14 protein-coding genes are annotated in these 18,490 nt (G+C 69.2%); 5 read left to right on the top strand and 9 right to left on the bottom strand.

The window, feature by feature from the left end; genetic code table 11:
• Positions 1–163: 163 nt before the first annotated feature.
• On the top strand, positions 164–928 hold the full coding sequence (locus ACSQ2F_RS17065; RefSeq protein WP_436024955.1) for a Crp/Fnr family transcriptional regulator: 765 nt from the start codon (positions 164–166) through the stop codon (positions 926–928).
• On the opposite strand, the gene ACSQ2F_RS17060 is transcribed toward ACSQ2F_RS17065, so the two are convergent.
• The gene (locus ACSQ2F_RS17060) at positions 922–2,991 is read right to left on the bottom strand and encodes a PAS domain S-box protein (RefSeq protein WP_436024953.1); all 2,070 of its coding nucleotides are present in this window, start codon (positions 2,989–2,991) and stop codon (positions 922–924) included. The genes ACSQ2F_RS17065 and ACSQ2F_RS17060 overlap by 7 nt on opposite strands.
• Positions 2,988–3,755: a winged helix-turn-helix domain-containing protein gene (locus ACSQ2F_RS17055; RefSeq protein ID WP_436024951.1), complete on the bottom strand. Its 768-nt coding sequence runs from the start codon at positions 3,753–3,755 to the stop codon at positions 2,988–2,990. Before ACSQ2F_RS17055 ends, ACSQ2F_RS17060 begins: the two co-directional genes overlap by 4 nt.
• A 271-nt stretch (positions 3,756–4,026) precedes the next feature.
• Here ACSQ2F_RS17055 and ACSQ2F_RS17050 point away from each other — a divergent pair, with 271 nt between their 5' ends.
• Positions 4,027–5,553, top strand: coding sequence for an alpha-amylase family glycosyl hydrolase (locus ACSQ2F_RS17050; RefSeq protein ID WP_436024949.1), 1,527 nt, complete (start codon positions 4,027–4,029; stop codon positions 5,551–5,553).
• Between the two features lie 15 nt (positions 5,554–5,568).
• Here the strand turns inward: ACSQ2F_RS17050 and ACSQ2F_RS17045 are convergent, their stop codons facing one another.
• Positions 5,569–6,123, bottom strand: a complete 555-nt coding sequence (locus tag ACSQ2F_RS17045) for a glycine zipper 2TM domain-containing protein (RefSeq protein ID WP_436024947.1) — start codon at positions 6,121–6,123, stop codon at positions 5,569–5,571.
• Between the two features lie 248 nt (positions 6,124–6,371).
• Here ACSQ2F_RS17045 and ACSQ2F_RS17040 point away from each other — a divergent pair, with 248 nt between their 5' ends.
• Positions 6,372–7,736, top strand: coding sequence for an MATE family efflux transporter (locus ACSQ2F_RS17040; protein WP_436024945.1), 1,365 nt, complete (start codon positions 6,372–6,374; stop codon positions 7,734–7,736).
• A gap of 220 nt (positions 7,737–7,956) precedes the next feature.
• Here ACSQ2F_RS17040 and ACSQ2F_RS17035 read toward each other — a convergent pair whose 3' ends face one another.
• Entirely contained in the window at positions 7,957–9,075 is a 1,119-nt protein-coding gene (locus ACSQ2F_RS17035) for a GGDEF domain-containing protein (RefSeq protein WP_436024943.1), read from the bottom strand.
• Positions 9,076–9,130: 55 nt separating this feature from the next.
• A complete protein-coding gene (locus tag ACSQ2F_RS17030) occupies positions 9,131–10,090 on the bottom strand; it encodes a LysR family transcriptional regulator (protein WP_436024941.1) in 960 nt (319 codons plus the stop codon).
• Between the two features lie 94 nt (positions 10,091–10,184).
• On the opposite strand from ACSQ2F_RS17030, the gene ACSQ2F_RS17025 reads away from it, so the two are divergent.
• Positions 10,185–10,550: a DUF2917 domain-containing protein gene (locus tag ACSQ2F_RS17025; protein WP_436024939.1), complete on the top strand. Its 366-nt coding sequence runs from the start codon at positions 10,185–10,187 to the stop codon at positions 10,548–10,550.
• A 14-nt stretch (positions 10,551–10,564) separates the two neighbouring features.
• On the opposite strand, the gene ACSQ2F_RS17020 is transcribed toward ACSQ2F_RS17025, so the two are convergent.
• The 3 genes from ACSQ2F_RS17020 to ACSQ2F_RS17010 all read right to left on the bottom strand — a co-directional run bounded on the left by ACSQ2F_RS17020 (position 10,565) and on the right by ACSQ2F_RS17010 (position 15,982).
• Complete coding sequence (locus ACSQ2F_RS17020) at positions 10,565–11,296, bottom strand: esterase/lipase family protein (RefSeq protein ID WP_436024937.1); 732 nt, start codon at positions 11,294–11,296, stop codon at positions 10,565–10,567.
• Between the two features lie 86 nt (positions 11,297–11,382).
• Positions 11,383–13,638: a glycoside hydrolase family 3 N-terminal domain-containing protein gene (locus tag ACSQ2F_RS17015; protein WP_436024935.1), complete on the bottom strand. Its 2,256-nt coding sequence runs from the start codon at positions 13,636–13,638 to the stop codon at positions 11,383–11,385.
• Between the two features lie 49 nt (positions 13,639–13,687).
• Positions 13,688–15,982 carry an ATP-binding protein gene (locus ACSQ2F_RS17010; RefSeq protein WP_436024933.1) on the bottom strand — a complete coding sequence of 765 codons (2,295 nt, stop codon included), beginning with the start codon at positions 15,980–15,982 and terminating at the stop codon, positions 13,688–13,690.
• A 60-nt stretch (positions 15,983–16,042) separates the two neighbouring features.
• Between ACSQ2F_RS17010 and ACSQ2F_RS17005 the strand changes: the two genes are divergently transcribed.
• Entirely contained in the window at positions 16,043–17,110 is a 1,068-nt protein-coding gene (locus ACSQ2F_RS17005) for a DUF748 domain-containing protein (RefSeq protein ID WP_436024931.1), read from the top strand.
• 13 nt (positions 17,111–17,123) lie between these two features.
• Here ACSQ2F_RS17005 and malE read toward each other — a convergent pair whose 3' ends face one another.
• Positions 17,124–18,452, bottom strand: a complete 1,329-nt coding sequence (gene malE, locus ACSQ2F_RS17000) for a maltose/maltodextrin ABC transporter substrate-binding protein MalE (protein ID WP_436024929.1) — start codon at positions 18,450–18,452, stop codon at positions 17,124–17,126.
• Between the last annotated feature and the right edge of the window lie 38 nt (positions 18,453–18,490).

Below are 18,490 nucleotides of genomic sequence, written 5' to 3'. Positions count from 1 at the left end.
CCACGACGCCTTGACCGGAATCAAACGGCGCATTCGCAAAGCCCCTTGTCACAGACGGTTCACTTGACGTTACCGAACGCGACGTGCTGTTCGTCGGCGATTGACGGGTGTTGCCTAACCTTCACTCATTCGCTTGATCCACGACAGAACTTCGGAGTCCACCATGAGCCACCTCGCCACCGCCGCCGTTTCGACCCCGCGCATGCCCTTCGCCACGATGCCGGTTGCGGAGCGCGCGGTTGCAGCGTGCCCGGCCGATCGCATCGCCGCCGGCCTGCGTCTGGTGCGTGACTCCCTGCCGCTGACCCGCCGCGTGCTCCAGGCCGGCGAGAGCGTCTACGAAGCGGGCGACCGCTTCCAGTGCCTGCACATCGTGCACGCCGGCGTCTTCAAGCTGGTCAACGGCTCGTCCGACGGCCGTGAACAGGTGGTCGGCCTGCAGTTCAAGGGCGACTGGCTCGGCTTCGACGGCATCGCCTCCGGCCGTCACGCCGGTGGCGCCATCGCCATGGACACGAGCGAAGTCTGGTCGGTCCGTTACGACGACCTGCTGCGCGTGTCGATGCAGCAGCCGGAACTGATGCGCCTGATGCACTCGGCCATGAGCCGCGAGATTGCACGCGATCGCAGCGCACTGCTGTCGATCTGCACCCTGCCGGCCGACGCCCGCGTCGCCGAATTCCTGCAGCAGTGGACGAGCTCGCTGGCCGACCGCGGCCTGCGCACCGACCAGATCACCCTGCGCATGACCCGTGCCGAGATCGGCAACTACCTGGGCATGAAGCTCGAGACCGTGAGCCGTGCCCTGTCCCGCCTGGCACGCGAGGGCTACATCGAGTTCTGCGGCACCGGCCGCCGCGACATCCGCATTCCCGACGTCGAGGCCCTCGGCCACGCCGCCGGCCTGCGCGCCGCAACGCTTCAGTGAGCGGGATCGGGGCTCAGCGCGCGGGCGATCGCCTGGCGCAGTTCCTCGCGTGAATACGGTTTGGCCAGCAGCTCCCACGAAGGCGGAGCGCTGTCACTGGTGTCGAGCAGCTCTTCGGAGAAGCCGGACACCAGCAGCACCTTGAGCTCGGGCTGGCGCACCTGCGCCTCGCGGGCGAGCTCGGTGCCCCGGATGCCGGGGCCGAGGGCAATGTCGGAGAGCAGCAGCTCGAAGCCCGCCTCCGGCGTGAGCCGCAGCAAGGCCTGCTCCCCGGTGGCGCAAGGGGTCACCTTGCAGCCGAAGCCGTTCAGGAAGCGCACCGCGACCGCGCGCACCTCCGGCTCATCTTCCACCAGCAGCACGCTCAAGCCCTGCGGGATGGTGTCGGCCACCATCGGCGCCTCCTGCTCGGCGACGGCCTCGGTGTCGAACGGGAGGAAGAGGGTGACGGTGGTGCCCAGGCCCGCCTCGCTGTCCAGCGTGACGGCACCGCGGGACTGGCGTACGAAGCCGTACACCGTGCTCAGTCCGAGACCGGTGCCGCGCCCGGCTTCCTTGGTGGTGAAGAAGGGTTCGAACGCCCGGTCCTTGACCGAGTCCGGCATGCCGGCCCCGGTGTCACCGATGGCGATCGAGATGTAGCCCTGGGGCGCGTCGTCGTCGATCTCGAACGGCCCGGTGACGACCGTGGGCAGGGCATCGACGACACGGGCACGGAAGCTCAGCCTGCCGCCGGCCGGCATGGCGTCCCGGGCGTTGATGGCGATGTTGAGCAGGGCCGACTCGAGTTGGCTGGCGTCGGCCTGGCATGGCGGCAGGTCCGGCGGGCAGTCGACGTCGATGCGGATGCGCTGGTCCAGGGTCCGCCGGAGCATATCGGCAAGGGACCGCAGCATGGCCTGCACATCGACCTGGCTCGGGCTCAGGACCTGGCGGCGCGAGAACGCGAGCAACTTGCCGGTGAGGTCTGCGCCGCGGCGGCTGGCCCGGGTGGCGGCGGCGACCAAGTGGCGGGCGTGGTCGTCCTCGGCCACGGCGGGCATTTCCTCCAGCACCTGCAGGTTGCCCTGGATGACCGTGAGCAGGTTGTTGAAGTCGTGAGCGATCCCGCCGGTGAGCTGGCCCACGCTTTCGAGCCGCTGCGAATGCCGCAGCGATTCTTCGGTCAGCACCCGTTGCAGTGTGGCGGCGAGCAGGTTGGAGATCGACTCCAGAAAGCGGACCTCGTCATCGCCGAAGCGCTGGATCTGGCGGGAGCGCACTTGCAGCAGGCCGACATCGCGACCCCGGTCTGACAAGGGCACCGCCAGCGTGCTGCTGAGCCCGGCGGCGAAGTGCGACGCCGGAACGGGAAAGCCGGGTGCGTTGCGATAGTCGTGGACGACCAGGGGCTCGCTGCCCCGTGCGAAGGCGTAGCCGGGCATGGTGTCCGGGCGGTTCGGGACCCGGGTCCCTACAGCCTCGTCCGGCAGCAAGCCGACGCCGGCCGCGACCGTGAACTCCGCGCCGTCGTGGGCCAGGACGAAGAGGATCGCGGTGTCCACCTGCAGCGCCTCGGCGGCTTCCGCGGGAATGCGCTGCAGCAGCACCTGCGGATCACGGGTGTCGACCGCCAAGCGGCCGATGCGCGCCACGGACTCGCTGTAGCGAGCGCGCAGCAGTGCCTGCTTGACCCGTGGGTAGTCGCCGATGCCGCGGATGGCCGCGACCGTGTACGGGAGGCCCAGGCCCTGCAGCGGGCTGAGCGCGATCTCGACCATCACCTCCGAGCCGTCTCGTCGCTTGGCCGACAGGTCCATCTGCGTGCCCATGGGGCGCGGTCGAGGCGTCTTCGCATACCCATGGCGATAGCCCGCGTGCCGCGGCCGGATGCTGTCGGGCACCAGGTCCTCGACGGACATGCCGACAAGCTCGCCGGCGTCATAGCCCAGGAGCACGTCCGCCGCCGGGTTGCTAAGGCGGATCAGGCCGTCGCCGTCCACCAGCAGCAGGGCGTCCGGATAGGCCGCGAACAACGAACGGTAGAGGTTGGGCTCGTCGGCTGGGGGAACGTGTCGGTTCATGCGGCCTCCACCGCCGGGACCAGCACGTAGCCGGCACCCCGCACGGACTTGATGAGCTGCGGTTGATCGGGGTCCGCCTCGATCTTGCGGCGCAGCCGGCCGACCTGGACGTCGATGGTGCGGTCGAACGGGCCGGAGGAGCGGCCCCGGGTGTGCTCCAGCAGGAAGTCGCGCGACAACACCCGGCCCGCATGGTGGACCAGCACGCAGAGCAGGTCGAACTCGCCCGTCGTGAGGGGCACCGAGTGGCCGTCGGCTGCGCGCAGGTCGCGGGCGCCTTCGTCCAGCACCCAGCCGGCGAAGCGCCAGCGGTCTGCGGCCGGGGCGGCGCCGGGTGGCGTCACGGGAGCCGGCGCCGGAGCCGGCACCGGGATGGCGACCGGGGGCGCGGCCGCGGGCTCGATGCGGCGAAGCACCGCCTTGATCCGGGCGACCAGCTCGCGCAGGTCGAACGGCTTGGTCATGTAGTCGTCCGCACCCACTTCAAGTCCCACCACCTTGTCGATGGCGTCGCCGCGGCCCGTGACGATCACCAGGCCACAGCGCCAGTGCTCGCGAAGCTGGCGGGCGATGGCGAAACCGTCCTCGCCGGGCAGGCCCAGGTCCAGCAGCACCAGCGCCGGCGGGTCGGTGAGCATCAGCTGGAGGAGGTCGCGCCCCGTATGCACTTGCGTCACCCGGAAGCCGTGCCCTTGCAGGTAGCCGGCCAGCAACTGGGTGATGTCTTTTTCGTCGTCGAGGACGGCCAGGTGTTGGGGAGTCAAGGGCTTGCGGTGCGAACGTGGAACACGAAGCCCCAAGCGTACATCGTTTGCCGAATCGCCCCGCGTCCGGGGCGTGACAGCGTGATCACTTGCGGGTGACACAGCGGCTGAAGATTCAGATACAGTCTTATCTGGATCGGTTCAGAAGATGTTCCGATCGCCCGCCCTGACGGGGCGCGAGGGCCGCCTGCCGCCATGCGGGCCGCGCGGCTCGACGCGTCCCCGGGTCGGCCCTTGCCGCGCCCGCAGCCCCTGACTTTCCGCCGCAGCCATGACGCACTACCACCGCCAGATCGTCTACCAGATCTTCCCCGAGCGATTCGCCATCGGCCAACCGCACGACAGCCGATCCAAGCTCGCCCAGGCGCCCTACCAGCGGCAGCGTGCCGTGCGCCGGGCGTGGGATGAACCGGTGCTGGGCTCGGGCGCGCCCGACCCGGGCGACGTGTTCTACGGCGGCGACCTGCAAGGGGTGATCGACCGCCTGTCCTACCTCTCGGAACTGGGCGCCACGACGCTCTACTTCACACCCCTCTTCGAGGCGCCCTCCAACCACAAGTACGACGCGCTGAGCTTCGATCGCATCGACCCGATGTTCGGCGACGAAGCGGTGTTCCGCCAGCTGCTCGAGGGCGCGCGGGGCCAGGGCATCGGCGTGGTGCTCGATGCGGCGCTCAACCACGTGAGCGACCGCCACCCCTGGTTCCTCGCCGCGCGCCGCGGCGAGCACCCGTACCGCGACTGGTTCACCTTCGTCGACCGCGACACCGGCGTCGAGCTGACCACGGACGATCCCGCCGAGCTGGAGGCGGCCAGCTACCTGTGTTGGTGGGGCTACCGCCACATGGCGGAACTCAAGCTGGACGCGCCGGAACTGCAGGACATCCTCTACCGGCGCGACGGCAGTGTGCTGCAGCGTTTCCTCGACATGGGGATCCAGGGCTGGCGCTTCGACACCGCCCAGGACATCGGCCTGCCGTTCGTGCGGCGCATGCGCGCCACCTTGCATCCGCTGCACCCGCGGGCGGAGCTGCTCGGCGAGCTGATGAACCATCCGGGCGACTGGATCGGCGAGGACCGCTTCACCGGGGTGATGAACTACTACCAGCGGGCTGCCGTGCTCGGCTGGTTGTCCGGTGACGTGGGCGCGCGGCAGTCCAACGCCGCGTTGTGGGACGGCTATGTCGGCTGCGGCCACGCCGGTTCGCTGTCGTCCTGGAACATGCTGGCAAGCCACGACACCCCGCGGCTCAAGCACATGCTGCCGGACTGGACGGATCGTCAGTTGGCGCTCACCGCGCAGTTCACGCTGCCGGGGATTCCGGTCATCTACTACGGGGAAGAGAACGGCATGGAGGGGGCCGCGGATCCGGATTGCCGGCGACCCATGGAATGGCGCGAAGACCGTTGGGACATGGCCACGCGCGACTTCTACCGCCGCTTGATCGACCTTCGCCAAGCACATCCGGCGCTGTGGCAGGGGAAGCTGACCGTGCTGGGTGACCGCCTGGACGGCACGGATGCCCTGGTGTTCCTGCGCCACACCGGGCAGCCCGGCGAGTCGGCCCTCGTCGTGTTGAACCGCTCGGGCCAGCCGTTCAAGGCGTCGCTGCTGCTGCCCGACCCGCACCTCTACAGCGGCCTGTGCCTGCGGGACGCCGTGGGCGAGGGCAAGGCCGAACCCCTGATGGGCGGCCAGACGCGGGTGGAGGTGCCGGCGCGGGCGGCCGCGGTGTTCCTGCCGGACGACCGCCGCCCCGACTTCAAGTACTTCAAGGCGCGCAACCGCTGGGATTGACGCGCCTGCCGCAGGTCAGAGCTTGATCTGCGAGCCCACCGCCGGTGCAGTGGACTGGGTGACGGTGCGCACGCTGCCGTCGTCCATCCGCACCGTCACCTTGTAGACGGTCGTGGCTCGGGCCTGCTTCTCGATCTCGTGGCCTGCCACGCCGCCACCGACGGCGCCGATCACGGTCATGGCCTTCTTGCCATTGCCGCCGCCGACCTGGTGGCCCAGCAGGCCGCCAACCACGCCGCCGGCAACGGCCCCCACCCCCGTGCCTTCACCCTTTTGCTTCAATGCCACGACCTTCTCCACCGTGCCGCAGTTGCTGCAGACGGCGACTGCGCGGGCGGGCGCCGGGCGCGCCGGCTTGGCGACGGGTGCCTGGGGCTTGGTGGCGGGCGTGTCGGCAATCTCGGCGACCTCCGGTTGCGGCGCCTGGTTCTTCACCAGCGCCGTCGAGAGCGCGCCGCCGCCGACGGCGGCCAGCACGCCCACCACGCCGGCGATCGCCCACACCGGCAGCTTGCGGCCGGAGGTGGCGGGTGCGTTGTCAGTGTGGGTCGCTGCTGCAAGTTGGCTCATGTCATTCCCTCTTTCATCGTTCGTCGTTCGGACGGTGGCGCGGAGCCGACCGGGATGATCTGCCAACGCGTCCGCCACGATGAGGGTTTACCTGCATTCGGAATCCCTCATGTAACGAAGGGTAGAGCCCGGCCCGGGACATCGAGGAATGCTGTTGCGCCGCGTCACGGGTGCTGTGCCTGTCAGGCAGCATTCATGGAACTCCAGTATGCTTTTGGATGCGGTTCCAGGCCGCGCAGGATCTTCCCTTGACCGACACCACTCCCAAGCCGCCTCCGGGCCTGATCGCCCTGGCCTGGCCGATCTTCATCGAACAGGCGCTCCACATCCTCACCGGCGTCGTTGACACCTTCATGGTCAGCCACGTGTCCGACGACGCCGTCGCCGCGCTCGGCTCGGCGAACCAGGTGGTGGTGCTGTTCCTCATCGTCTTCAGTTTCTTCTCGATCGGCGCCTCGGTGGTGATCACCCACCACCTGGGGGCAAAGGACCGCGAGGGCGCTGATCGCATCGCAGCCACCGCCGTGGGGACCAACACCTGGCTGGGCCTGATCGTCAGCGTGGCCGTCTGGTTCTTCGCCGAGCCGATGCTCAGGCTGCTGCAACTGTCCGACGGGCTGCTGGTGCATGCCGTGCCCTTCCTGCACCTGATGGGCGGCACGCTGTTCCTGGAGGCGATGAATTTCGCGCTGTCCGCCGTGCTGCGTTCGCATGGCCACACGCGGGAAGTGATGGTGGTGGTGCTCGGCCAGAACGTGCTGAACTTCATCGGCAACGCCGTGCTGCTGTTCGGCCTGTTCGGCGCACCCGAGATGGGCGTCGTGGGGGTCGCCCTCTCGACGGTGTTCAGCCGCTTCGTGGCCTGCGTGGCGCTGTGGATCCTCGTCGAGCACCACACCCACCTGAAGCTGCGCGTGGCCGACTTCCTCACCTTTCATCGTGAGCGGCTGGGCCGCATCCTCCACATCGGCCTGCCCGCCGCCGGCGAGAACATCAGCTGGTGGGCGGCCTTCATGGTGATCACCGCCTTCACCGCCCGCATGGGGGACACCACCCTCGCGGCGCAGACGTACACCATGCAGATCGCGATGGTGATGCTGCTGTGCAGCCTGTCCATCGGGCTGGCCACCGAGATTGTCATCGGTCGGCTGGTGGGCGCCGGCAGTTTCGACGACGCGTATGCCGAGTGCATGCGAAGCCTGCGCATCGGCCTCGTCGTCACGATGTGCATCGCCACCGTGTTCGCGCTCCTCGCGCCATGGCTGCTCGGCTTCTTCACCAAGGATCCGGCCATCATCGCCACGGGCACCATCCTGCTGCGCATGGGATTGCTGCTGGAGCCGGCCCGGGCGTTCAACCTCATCGTCATCAACAGCCTACGCGCCGCGGGCGACGCGCGCTATCCGCTGTATGCCGGCCTCATCTCGCAGTGGACCATCATGGCCTTCGGGGGCTGGCTCCTGGGAAGCTACTTCGGCTTCGGGCTGGTGGGTGTGTGGTGCGCTTTCCTGATCGACGAATGGCTGCGCGGCCTGGCCGTGCTGCACCGTTGGCGCAAGCGCCGGTGGTTGAAGTACGCGCTGCGCATGCGGGCATCGGCTGTGGCGGGCTAGTCCTGCGTCTGCACTAGCCACCGGTCGAGGTCGCGTCCGGATGCGCAGGGGTCCTGCCGACGCTGCCGGCTGGGACAGTTGGGCCGTTCGGCCGTGGGGCCAGGCGCGACCCAACGTGCTCGGCTTCTCGAATTGACGATGCTGCGCGATGTACCCTGGGCGGCCGGGACCGCACCGTGCGAACCGCGCGGGAGCCGGCCGCCACGGGCCCTCGTGCAGCTCAGGGCGTCGTTGTCGGACTTCCTGCCAGCACGACTCGGTCGCGTCCCTCTGCTTTCGCCCGGTACAAGGCGCTGTCGGCCCGCCCCACCAGATGCTCCAGCGACTCGCCGGACTGGTGCTGGGCGACGCCGGCGGAAACGGTGATGGAGAATCCCGGCGGCAGGCCTTCGTAGGCCAAGCTCGCCACCGCCATGCGCACTCCCTCGGCCTTGGCCTGCGCTCCGGACAGCGTGGTTTGTGGCATCACAAGAAGAAACTCTTCGCCGCCGTAGCGCCCGAAGCAGTCAACGTCCCGGACGCGGCCTGCCACATGCGAGGCCAGCTTGCGAAGAACCTCGTCGCCCGCAAGGTGACCGTGGACATCGTTGATGCGCTTGAAGAAGTCGATGTCGATCAGGCACACGCTGAACTCAGCACCGCCGCGCGCGCAACGACTGATCTCGTTGTTGATGAATTGGACAAGCTGGCGCCGGTTTGCAATGCCGGTCAACTCATCACGATTGGCCATGTCCGAGATTCGGAGAAGCGCTTGGTTGAGGTCGGCGCTGCGTTCGCTGAGTGTGTGGCGCAGCTTGGAGATGTACCCGCCAATCAGCGCGATCTGAGCCGACGTGCCTAGCAAGGTGATCAGCTCGATGATGTTGGCCTTGCGCTCGGCAAACCCGGGACGAAAATTCTCGAGTGCAAAGAGAAGGCTCAGATAGCCCAACACGTACATGACCGCGACAAACGCCAGTCGCCGCGCCTCCAGGCCGAGCGTTCCATAAATCAGCGGCACTGAAATCAGCAGCAGGAACGTGCTTCGCGCCTGCGGGCTTGCCAGCCAGTACATCACATACAACGTTGGCGGAACGCACACGAGCATTTGCGCCATGGTGAGGTTGGGGTCCGCCAAGCGAAGGTTCAAGCGCGTTCGGAAGGCGATGTAGAACATCCCGTTCAGGGCCGCGATCCATAGCAGGTACTTCACCAGTACCGAGCCCGGGAGCAGACCGAGTGCGTAGCAGGTGAACACGACCGTGGCCGTCACTGCATAGGAGGCGACGACCATCCCGAGGCGCCGAATGCGCACAGTCTGGCGGCGAACGATTTCCTCTTCTGAAGGCGGTGTTGTCATTGCGCTTCCGTTCGAGGGTTTCATTCTGACCGTGGCTGTGGGCTCCGTCGTCCGCTCAACTCGCCGCCAGCGCAGCGCGCGTTGCATCTGCCTGCGACTCCACCCATTCGCAAAAGCGCAGCGCTTCCTCGGACATGCGAGCCGCCGGCGGCTTGATCAGCCAGTAGGTGTACGGCGAGGTGAGACGGGTGCCAGGGAAGAGTTCCACCAGATCGCCGCGTTGTGTGGCTTCGAGCGACATCGCGAGCCGGCCCATGGTGACCCCCTGACCGGCCAGGGCGGCTTGCACCTGCTGGTAGGTGTAGTTGAAGTACACCCAGCGGGCGGGCTGCAGGTCAGCCAGGCCTTGCTCGCGCAGCCATCGGCTCCAGCTGACGTACTCCGCGCTGTCGCGCGGGTTGTCCTCTTCCATCAGCGTGTGGGCCGCAAGGTCGGCGGGCACTGCCAGCGGCGGGCCGCTGATGCGGGATCGCTTGATGTAGGCCGGGCTGGCCAGCGGCGTCACGATTTCGTCGAAGAGCCTCACGGAATCCGGGGTCGCGCCCTCGGGCCGACAGTAGCGCAGCGCGATGTCGACCGCGCCCGTGTCGTTGCCGTCCGGGTCCACCAGGGCGTCGCTGGCGTTGACCCGCAGGTCGATCTGCGGGTATTCGCGCTGAAAGGCCTCGAGGCGCGGAATGAGCCACAGCGACGCGAACGAGGCGAAGGTCGACACGCTCACCACCCGCCGGCCGCCGGCCTGGCGGATCTGACGGACGGCGGTGTCGAGCCGGTCGAGCATCGGTTCGGCCGCTCGGAGCAGCGTCGCGCCGGCGGGGGTGAGTTCGACACGCCGGGTCCCGCGCAGGAACAGCACGGCGCCGACTTCCTCTTCCAGCGCCTGGATCTGCCGGCTGATCGCCGACTGGGTGAGGTGAAGTTCATCGGCTGCAGCGCGGAAACTGAGGTGGCGCGCAACCGCTTCGAAGGCCCGGATGGGCCCCACCCCGAGCGGACGGTGGCGAACGTTACTCATGCGTCAAACGCGATAATCCGGTGCCGGTAACTCATTGGACGCATGCGGTCTCCCTCCCTAAAGTTGCCTCATCCGAGTTTAAGGGAGCAATGAGATGAGCCAACTGATGAGTGGTGCGCAACTGGCGGCAGGACGGGCAACGGCACTGTGGGCGCTGGGCCAAGGGCAGGCTGAACCGCTGCACGTGGGGGCCCAGGGGCAGATCCTGCGGGTGGTCGAGGGTTGGCTCTGGCTGACCGGAGACGGCGCCCTCGGGGCTCCGGCGGAGGACATCTGGCTCGCGCCCGGTGAAGAGTACCTGCTGCCGGCCGGCAGCCATTGGGTGGTGGAGGCTCGCCATGCAGGGCGCTTCCAGCTGCTCCTGCCGCGGCAGGCGCGGCAAGCTTCCGCCTGGCGCACGGCGCGGGCGGCGTGGCGCCGGCTCTGGCGAGGCAGCGAACCGGCGTGCGCGCGTGCGTGATCCCGGGTGCGCCGTCAGCCGGCGAAGCGCTGCCACGCGCCTTGGGGCTGCGCCAGGCGGTTCGCCACCACGCTGATGACCTTGGGGTTGAACGGCAGGCCGATGTGGCTGCCGTCCACCTCGATGTTCTCGGCGCGCCGCGACGGCCGCAGCAGGCAGGCCTCCCAGGCCACCACGCCGTCGCTGCGGCTGTAGACCGACGTGGTCGGTACGTCCGGAGTCATGCGCAGCCGGGCCGACAGCGTCGCGTCGATGAGCGGCGCATGCCCGTTCAAGGCGTTGTACAGCCAGCCCACGTTCGTGTCCTTGCCGGAGCCGGCGAAGGGCGTGCCGAGGGTGATGACCTGGCGCACTGCGTGAGGTGCGATCTTGGCGATCTCGCGGGCGTAGATGCCCCCCAGGCTCCAGCCGACGAGGCTCGCGGGGCGGCCCTCCTCGGCGGCGACCGCTTCCACGTGGCGAACAAGGCCGCTCAGCCACTGGTCGATGTGGCCCTGCGGGCCCGTGTTGAAGCCGAGTTCCCAGTCATGGGCGCGGTAGCCGAGGCGCTCGCAGCAGTTGCGCAGCGGCGCGATGGCGCGGCGGTCCGTCGCGAGGCCCGGAAAGAAGACCACCGGGTGGCCGTCGCCAACGGGGAGGCGGCTGCGGTCCATCAGGTGCATGCCGGCGTACTCGAAGCAGGCGCGCAACGGCTCCATGCCCAGCAGGCCCAGCGAGGGCGGGATCGGCAATGCGGCGGTCGTCATGGGTGGTTCTCTCTCGTCGTTCGGCAGTGAACGCATGATCCGCCCGAGCGCCTCGTCGCGCAGCCGTCGCGCCGATGAATCGGCAGTCAGCGTTTGCCTACGTTGTGCAACGTAGGACCTTCCAGCAGGAAGCGCGCCTTGAGCCCGCCGGTCGCCGACGGCGCGACCCACACATCGAAGGCGCCCGGTTCCACGGTGTCCGTGCCGTCTGCACCGATGAAGCCAAGATCGGCGCGCTGCAGCCGAAAGGTCACCTGGACCGTTGCGCCGGGCAGGACGTGGACGCGCTCGAATCCCTTCAATTGCCGGACGGGCCGGGTGACGCTGGCCACGGGATCGCGTACGTACAGTTGCACCACCTCGTCCATGGCCCGCGGGCCGGTGTTGGTCAGCGTCGCCGTCACCTCCAGCACGCCGTTCCACGGCAATCGCTGATGGCTGAGCGCGACTGCGTCATAGCGGATGCGGCCGTAGCCCAGGCCGTGCCCGAAGGCGTAGAGCGGTTCGTGGCTGACATCGAGGTAGCGCGCCTTGTAGAAGGCGTCGGGCGCGGACTCGGGCACCGGCCGCCCGGTCGGCTTGTGATCGTAGTGGAAGGGCACCTGGCCGGAAGCCTGCGGAAAACTGACGGGGAGCCGACCGCTCGGCGCGGCATCTCCGAAGAGCACGTCGGCCACCGCGTGACCGGTTTCGCTGCCCAGGAACCAGGTGACTGCGATGGCGCGTGCCTCACGCACCGCGCCGGTGAGCGCCATCGCGCGGCCGTTGCGCAACAGCACGATGACCGGCTTGCCGGTGGAGGCGACGGCTTCGGCGAGCGCCTGCTGGGCCGCAGGCAGGGAGATGTCCGTGCGGGAACGCGCCTCGCCCGACATGGCCTCGCCCTCGCCGATCGCCAACAGCACGACGTCGGCATTCCGTGCGGCCGCCATCGCGTCACGCAGTCCGTTGCGCACGGGCCGGTCGACACCGCTCCCGGCGGTCACGGTCAGGCTCGATGAGTCGGCCAGCGCGGCGCGCAGCCCTTCGGCCAGGCTCACCGGTGGCCGGGGCCCGGGAAACAGCGTCCACGGGCCGTGCAAATCGTGCGGCCCCTCGGCGAAGGGTCCGATCAACGCGATGCGGCGCCCCTGCCGGGGCAGCGGCAGCAGATCGCCCTCGTTCCTGAGCAGCACGATGGCGCGGCGAGCCGCCTCCCGGGCCAGCGCGCGGTGCTCCGGCCAGTCGGCCGGGGCGGTGCCGTCGAGTCCCCGCATCGGGTCGTCGAAGAGGCCGAGCTTTTCCTTCACCGCGAGGACGCGCCGCACGGCATCGTCCAGGCGCGCCATCGGCACCTCGCCGTCGGCCACGAGGTCGGGCAGGTGCTCGTTGTACAGACCGCTCTGCATGCTGATGTCGGAGCCCGCCAGGAACGACAGCCGCGTGGCCTCGCGGGCGTCGGCCGCGACACCATGGGCGATCAGTTCCTCGTCCGCGGTGTAGTCGGACACCACGAAGCCGCCGAAGCCCCATTCGCCCCGCAGCACGGAGCCGAGCAGCCACGGGTTCGCATTGGCCGGCACGCCCGAGATCTCGTTGAAGGCGCTCATGACGGAGAGGGCGCCGGCATCGAGTGCTGCACGAAAGGGCGGCAGGTAGACCTCGCGCAGCGTGCGCTCGGAGATGTCCACGGTGTTGTAGTCCAGGCCCCCGCTGGCCGCGCCGTAGGCGGCGAAGTGTTTCGGTGTGGCCAGCATGGCGTCCGCGCGGGCCAGGTCGGGCCCCTGGAAGCCGCGCACCCTGGCCGCGGCGAACCGGGCGCCGAGGAAGACGTCCTCCCCGGCACCTTCGACCGTGCGGCCCCAGCGCGCGTCCCGTGCGATGTCCACCATGGGCGCGAAGGTCCATCGAAAGCCGTCGGCCGTCGCCTCGATGGCCGCGGCCCGCGCCGTGCGTTCGGCAAGCGAGGGGTCCCAGCTCGCGGCCTCCGCCAGAGGAACGGGAAACACGGTGCGGAAGCCGTGGATCACGTCGGCCCCGAAGAGCAGCGGAATGCCCAACCGGGACTGCTTCACCGCGATGGTTTGCGCCTCGCGCTTGCCTTCCCGGCCCACGCCGTTGAAGAGGCCGGTCACCCGGCCCGCGCGGATGGCGTCGCGCTGACCCTCGGCGCTCGGCTGCCGGGTGACCGGGTTGGCGAGCGCCCCGGCCGCCACCGGAGCGAACAGGCTCAACTGGCCCACCTTTTCCTCGACCGTCATGCGGGCCAGCAGGTCGTCGATGCGGGAGGGGGCGGCGTGTGCGGGCAGGCCCGCCAGGGCCTGAAGCACGAGGGCTTGCAGAACGAGGGTCGGAAGGCGCATGGGACGCGATTCTGGCTGCGCGTCGCTTCTCCCCACGTGGCGCCCGGAATCAGCCGGCTGGCCGTGCGGCGCGGGCGTCCCGGATGGCCTCGGCCAACAGTCGGGCCACATCGGCCACCGCGTAGGGCTTGGCGATGGTGCGGACCGGCAAGGTGGTGTCGAGCACCGCGGCGTAGCCGCTCACCAGGAGGGCGGGCAGCGCCGGACGCAGCTCGGCCAGCGCATGCACCAGGTCCACGCCGCTCATGCCGCCCGGCATCACCACGTCGGACAGGACGGCGTCGATGTCGTCGCGCGCCCGGGCGATGGCCAGCGCGTCGGCGGCCGTGGACGCGACCAGCACGGAGAATCCGCAGTCTTCCAGCGCCTGCGCCGTGAGGCCGCGCACCAGTGCGTCGTCTTCCACCATCAGCACCGTGCCGCTGTGCTGCGGCGGGGGCGCCGCCTGCACGCCGGGCGTTTCGCCGAGGGGTTGTTCGCTCGTGGCGGGCAGGAACAGCGTGACCGTGGTGCCATGGCCGGGGGAGCTCCGGACCGTCGCCAAGCCGCCGGACTGCTTGGCGAAGGCATACACCTGGGCGAGCCCGAGGCCCGTGCCTTCGCCCACCGGCTTCGTGGTGAAGAAGGGCTCGAACACCCGGCCGAGCAGCTCGGGCGCGATGCCGTGCCCGGTGTCGAGCACGGCCACCGCGACGTAGTTTCCGGCCTCCAGGCCGGCCACCTCACCTGACTCGATGCGCCGGTTCACGGCCCGCACGGTGACCTGGCCGCCGCCCTTCATCGCGTCGCGTGCGTTGAGCACCAGGTTCAGGATGGCGAGCTCGAACTGCACCGGGTCGATCCGGACGGGCGCCAGTCCCGGTTCGATGTCGAACTCCACCGTGATGCTCTCTCGCACCGCCCCACGGAGCAATTCCGCCAGGCCATCGACCTGGCGGGGAAGGTCGACCACCTCGCGGTGCCCCGGTTGTGCCCGGCCGAAGCTCATCAGCTGTCGCGTCAGCTTGACCGCCTTGGTGATGGCCCGTTCACACGCGCCGAGGGCCTTGGTGGCCCGCGGGTCGGTGGCGAGCTTGCCCGCCAACTGCACGCCTGACGACATGGTCTGCAGCAGGTTGTTGAAGTCGTGCGCGATGCCGCCGGTCAGGCGGCCCAGCGCTTCGAGCTTCTGCGTGCCGAGGGCCGCGCTTTGCGCGCGTTCGGCCTCTTCGACGGCGGCCCGCACCCGCTGCTGCAGGTTGGCCTCGGCGTCGCGCAGGTCGAGGCTCGCCCGGGCGAGCAGGCCTTGCACCACATCGGTTTCGGCCAGGCCGGTGGACTTCGGGCCGACCACCTTGCCGGCCCCGAGCGCCTCGGCATCCGCTTGCAACAGCGCCACCGGACCTTCGATCGATCGGCCGAGCCACACCGCAGCCAGGGCGGCGACGCCCCACATGGCCAGGGAGATCATCAGCATGGTCTTGAGGGCATCCAGGGCAGGGCGCCTCATTTCCGCCCGGGGCAGACCGATGAGCACGATCCAGCCCGACTCCGGCGCGCGGTTGAACACCGTGTAGACCGGTGTGCCCTCGAGCGTCACGGTCTCGTGCACGCCGCGATCGTCTCCCGTCAGGCGGGCCATCATGTCGGGTGTGGCGCGCCGGCCCACCATGTGCTCCGCGTCCACGCTGCGGGCGAGCACCTGCCCTTGTGAATCGACCAGGGTGCCGACCCATCCACTCGGCAGCTGCTGCTGGTCGAAGATGCGTTGCAGTTGCCGCGCCACGCTGCCCATCGACACGTTGAAGCGGACTTCACCGTCGCGGATCATCGGCACCCAGACCGAGAAGCTGTACTGCTGCGCCAGCTTGGACATGTAGAGGTCGGACGCCATGGGCCGGGCGTCGAGCCGCCCGAGCTCGGGCGGGGCGCCGATGGCCGACGGCGGCACGTTGTCCCATGCGAACGGCGCACGGGTGTTGATCAGGGTGCGGCCCTGGGGGTCCGTCACCATGATGGCGTTCTCGATTTCAGGTGAGACGGCCTTGGCTTGTTCGTAGAACGCCTTCAGGTCACCCCGATCGAGCGCCGGCGAGGCGGCCAGAGTCTTGAGGATGCCCGCCCGGTAGGCGACTTCCCGGTCGGCCACCAGGCTCAGTGCGCGGGCGGTCTCCGAGGCCGCCGACGTGATGGATTGCCGCGCTTCGGTGTAGATGGTGTAGGCGGCGATCATCGAGATGCCGCTGGTCGGCAGCAGCACGCCGAGCGTGAGCAGCAGGAGCCGGCGCCGGACCGAGGGCGATCGCCGCTTCGCGTGCGGAGGTGGAGACGGAGGGGCGGAAGCGGCGGTGCCGGCGGGCTGCATTGCCCCATTCTAGGAGGCGACGGACCTGCACGGCGAAGCCGGCTCATGGACAATGGCGGCGTGAAGAAGATTCGACCTTGGATGGGAGCGGCGGTGCTGGCGGCCGTGGCAGTGACGGCCTTCGTGGTGTTCCGGCTGGCCGTCGGGCAGATGCGTTCCGGCATCGAGCAGGCGCTCGGACCCCGGGCCTCGGTGGGCTCGGTGTCGGTGGGCTGGTCCGGCATCGTGCTGACCGAGCTGCGCGTGCGGGCCGAGCGTCCGCGATGGCCCGCCGAGGACGAGCTTCGTGCAAGCAGGGTGCAGGTGGTGCCCGAACTCGCCAGCCTCTTCAGCGGCGCCTGGCGTGTTCGCCAGATCAAGGTGGAGGGAGCCTACTTGTCGGTGCTCCGCCGACGCAACGGCAGCCTGCAGGTCGTGCCCGGCCTCGTGCGACAGCCTCGCACGGCCGCGTCGACCCCCGAGTCGCGCAGCGAGGTGCACATCGGCTCCATCGTGCTCGAGGACGCGTCGGTGGACTTCTTCGATGCGAGCGTGCGCCAGCCGGCGCATCGCATGCGCTTCGAACAGCTTGACGTCGACATTCAGGACCTCGCCCTGCCGCGTCTCGACGAGCCGCTCAAGATCAACCTGCAGGGCGTCTTCAAGGGCCAACGCCGCGATGGCGACCTGCGCATCTTCGGCGAGGTCACACCCGCGACGCGCGACGGCGAGATTTCCGCCCGGCTCGCCAACGTCGACCTGGTGGCCTTGGAGCCCTATCTGCTGAAGGTCAACGAGTCGGGCGTGCGCCGCGGCACGCTGGACCTCACGCTGGATGCCCACGTCGCCCGGCAGCAACTTCGCGCACCTGGCGTGCTGGTGCTGAAGGACCTGGAACTCGGCACCGGTGGCGGCATGCTGGGCACCTTCGCCGGAGTGCCGCGACAGGCCGTGCTGGCCAGCCTGAGCCGCGATGGCCGCATCGAACTGCAGTTCACGCTCGAGGGCCGGCTCGACGATCCCCGCTTCTCGCTCAACGAGGCCCTGGCCCTGCGGGTGGCTGCGGGACTGGCCGAGTCGCTCGGGGTCAGCCTGGGCGGGGTGGTCGAAGGCGTGGGCGGGGTCATCAAGGGCCTGCTCGGCCAGTGACCCCGCGACCGCGTCACTTGCGCGCGGGACGCAGCGCCGCACGTGGGCCCGCCGGCAGCTCGGCACGAATGGCCGCGGCGGCCACATCCAGGGCTTCCTTGGGCGTGCGCTCCGCGGTGTTGATGTCGTGCAGCGCCGCGCTCAGGTGCTTCCAGAACAGGGTCATCTCGGGGTTGTTCGGCATGGGCCGGCCGTTGTAGATCGTGTCCATCGAGGTGCGGATGCGTTCATCGCTGTAGAGACTCCAGAACATGGCCTTGGAGGCGGGCACCCCGATCGGCTTGTCGGCGTTCATGGCCGACAGCCCCTCGCGGGTCAGCAGGTGGTTGCGGAGAAAGTCGTTGGCCGTCTCCTTGTTCGGCGAGCTGCTGGTGATCATGGCGCCCAGCACGCCCACGAAGGGTCGAGGTGCCTTGCCGGCCACGAGAGGAAGCATCGCCACGCCATAGTTGACCTTCGCCTTGTTGAGCGCCTCCCACGCCCAGGGTCCGGTGATCCACATCGCCTGCTTGCCGGCCTTCATCGCGTCCTCGGCGTCCTGGTAGCTCATGCCGCCGTCCGGGAGGGTGCCCGACTTGATGAGTTGCTGCAGCAGGCTCGCGCCGACCACGGCGCCAGGGTGGCTGATGCCGGTGTCCGTGGCGTCGTAGCTGCCGTCGAGCTTGCGCTGGAAGACATAGGCGCCGCCGGCCGACAGCAGGGGCCACGAGAAGTACGGGCTCGCCGATTCCCAGCCGATGGCGCGCACGCCGCGTGGCTTGAGCTTCTCGTGCAGCGAGCCGATCTCCTCGAAGCTGCGCGGCGGGGTGGGCAGCAGGTCCTTGTTGTAGATGAGTGCCACCGACTCCACGGCCATGGGGTACGCCCAGACCGAGCCGCCCTGTGTCACCGCATCCCAGCCCACTTGAACGATGTCGCGACGCAACTCGGTATCGGGCTGCAGCGGCGCCAGCCAGCCGGCCTTCACCCAACCGCCCAGCCGGTCGTGGGGCCAGATCCAGATGTCCGGACCCTGCCCGGCCTTCATGGCGGCCTCGAAACCACCGGGCGCATCGGTCGAGTGGGTGCCGTTCGCCGCACCGTTCTGTTTCGGCGCGTTGACGTCCTCGAAACGGCCGGTGCTGCCATTGAACGGCATCACGCGCACCCGGATGCCCGTCTTGCGCGTGTAGTCGGCGGCCACCTTCTGCACGCCGTGATAGCCCTTGTCGTTGTTCATCCAGAGCGTCAGGACGCCGGGCTCGGCAGCGCGTGCGGTTCCTGCCATCGGGATGCCGAGCACGAGTGAAAGCGCGGCCGCGCAGGTCGCGGCCAGGCGGCGGGGGGTGGAACGGTACTGCATGGTTCTTTCTCCGGGACAGCAAAAAGGCCCTGCCGACG

It is taken from the genome of Rhizobacter sp. LjRoot28 (genome assembly GCF_964253025.1).
Lineage (GTDB): Bacteria > Pseudomonadota > Gammaproteobacteria > Burkholderiales > Burkholderiaceae_C > Rhizobacter.
Note: the sequence above shows the minus strand (reverse complement) of the source record. Positions and strands in the feature narration are given on the sequence as shown.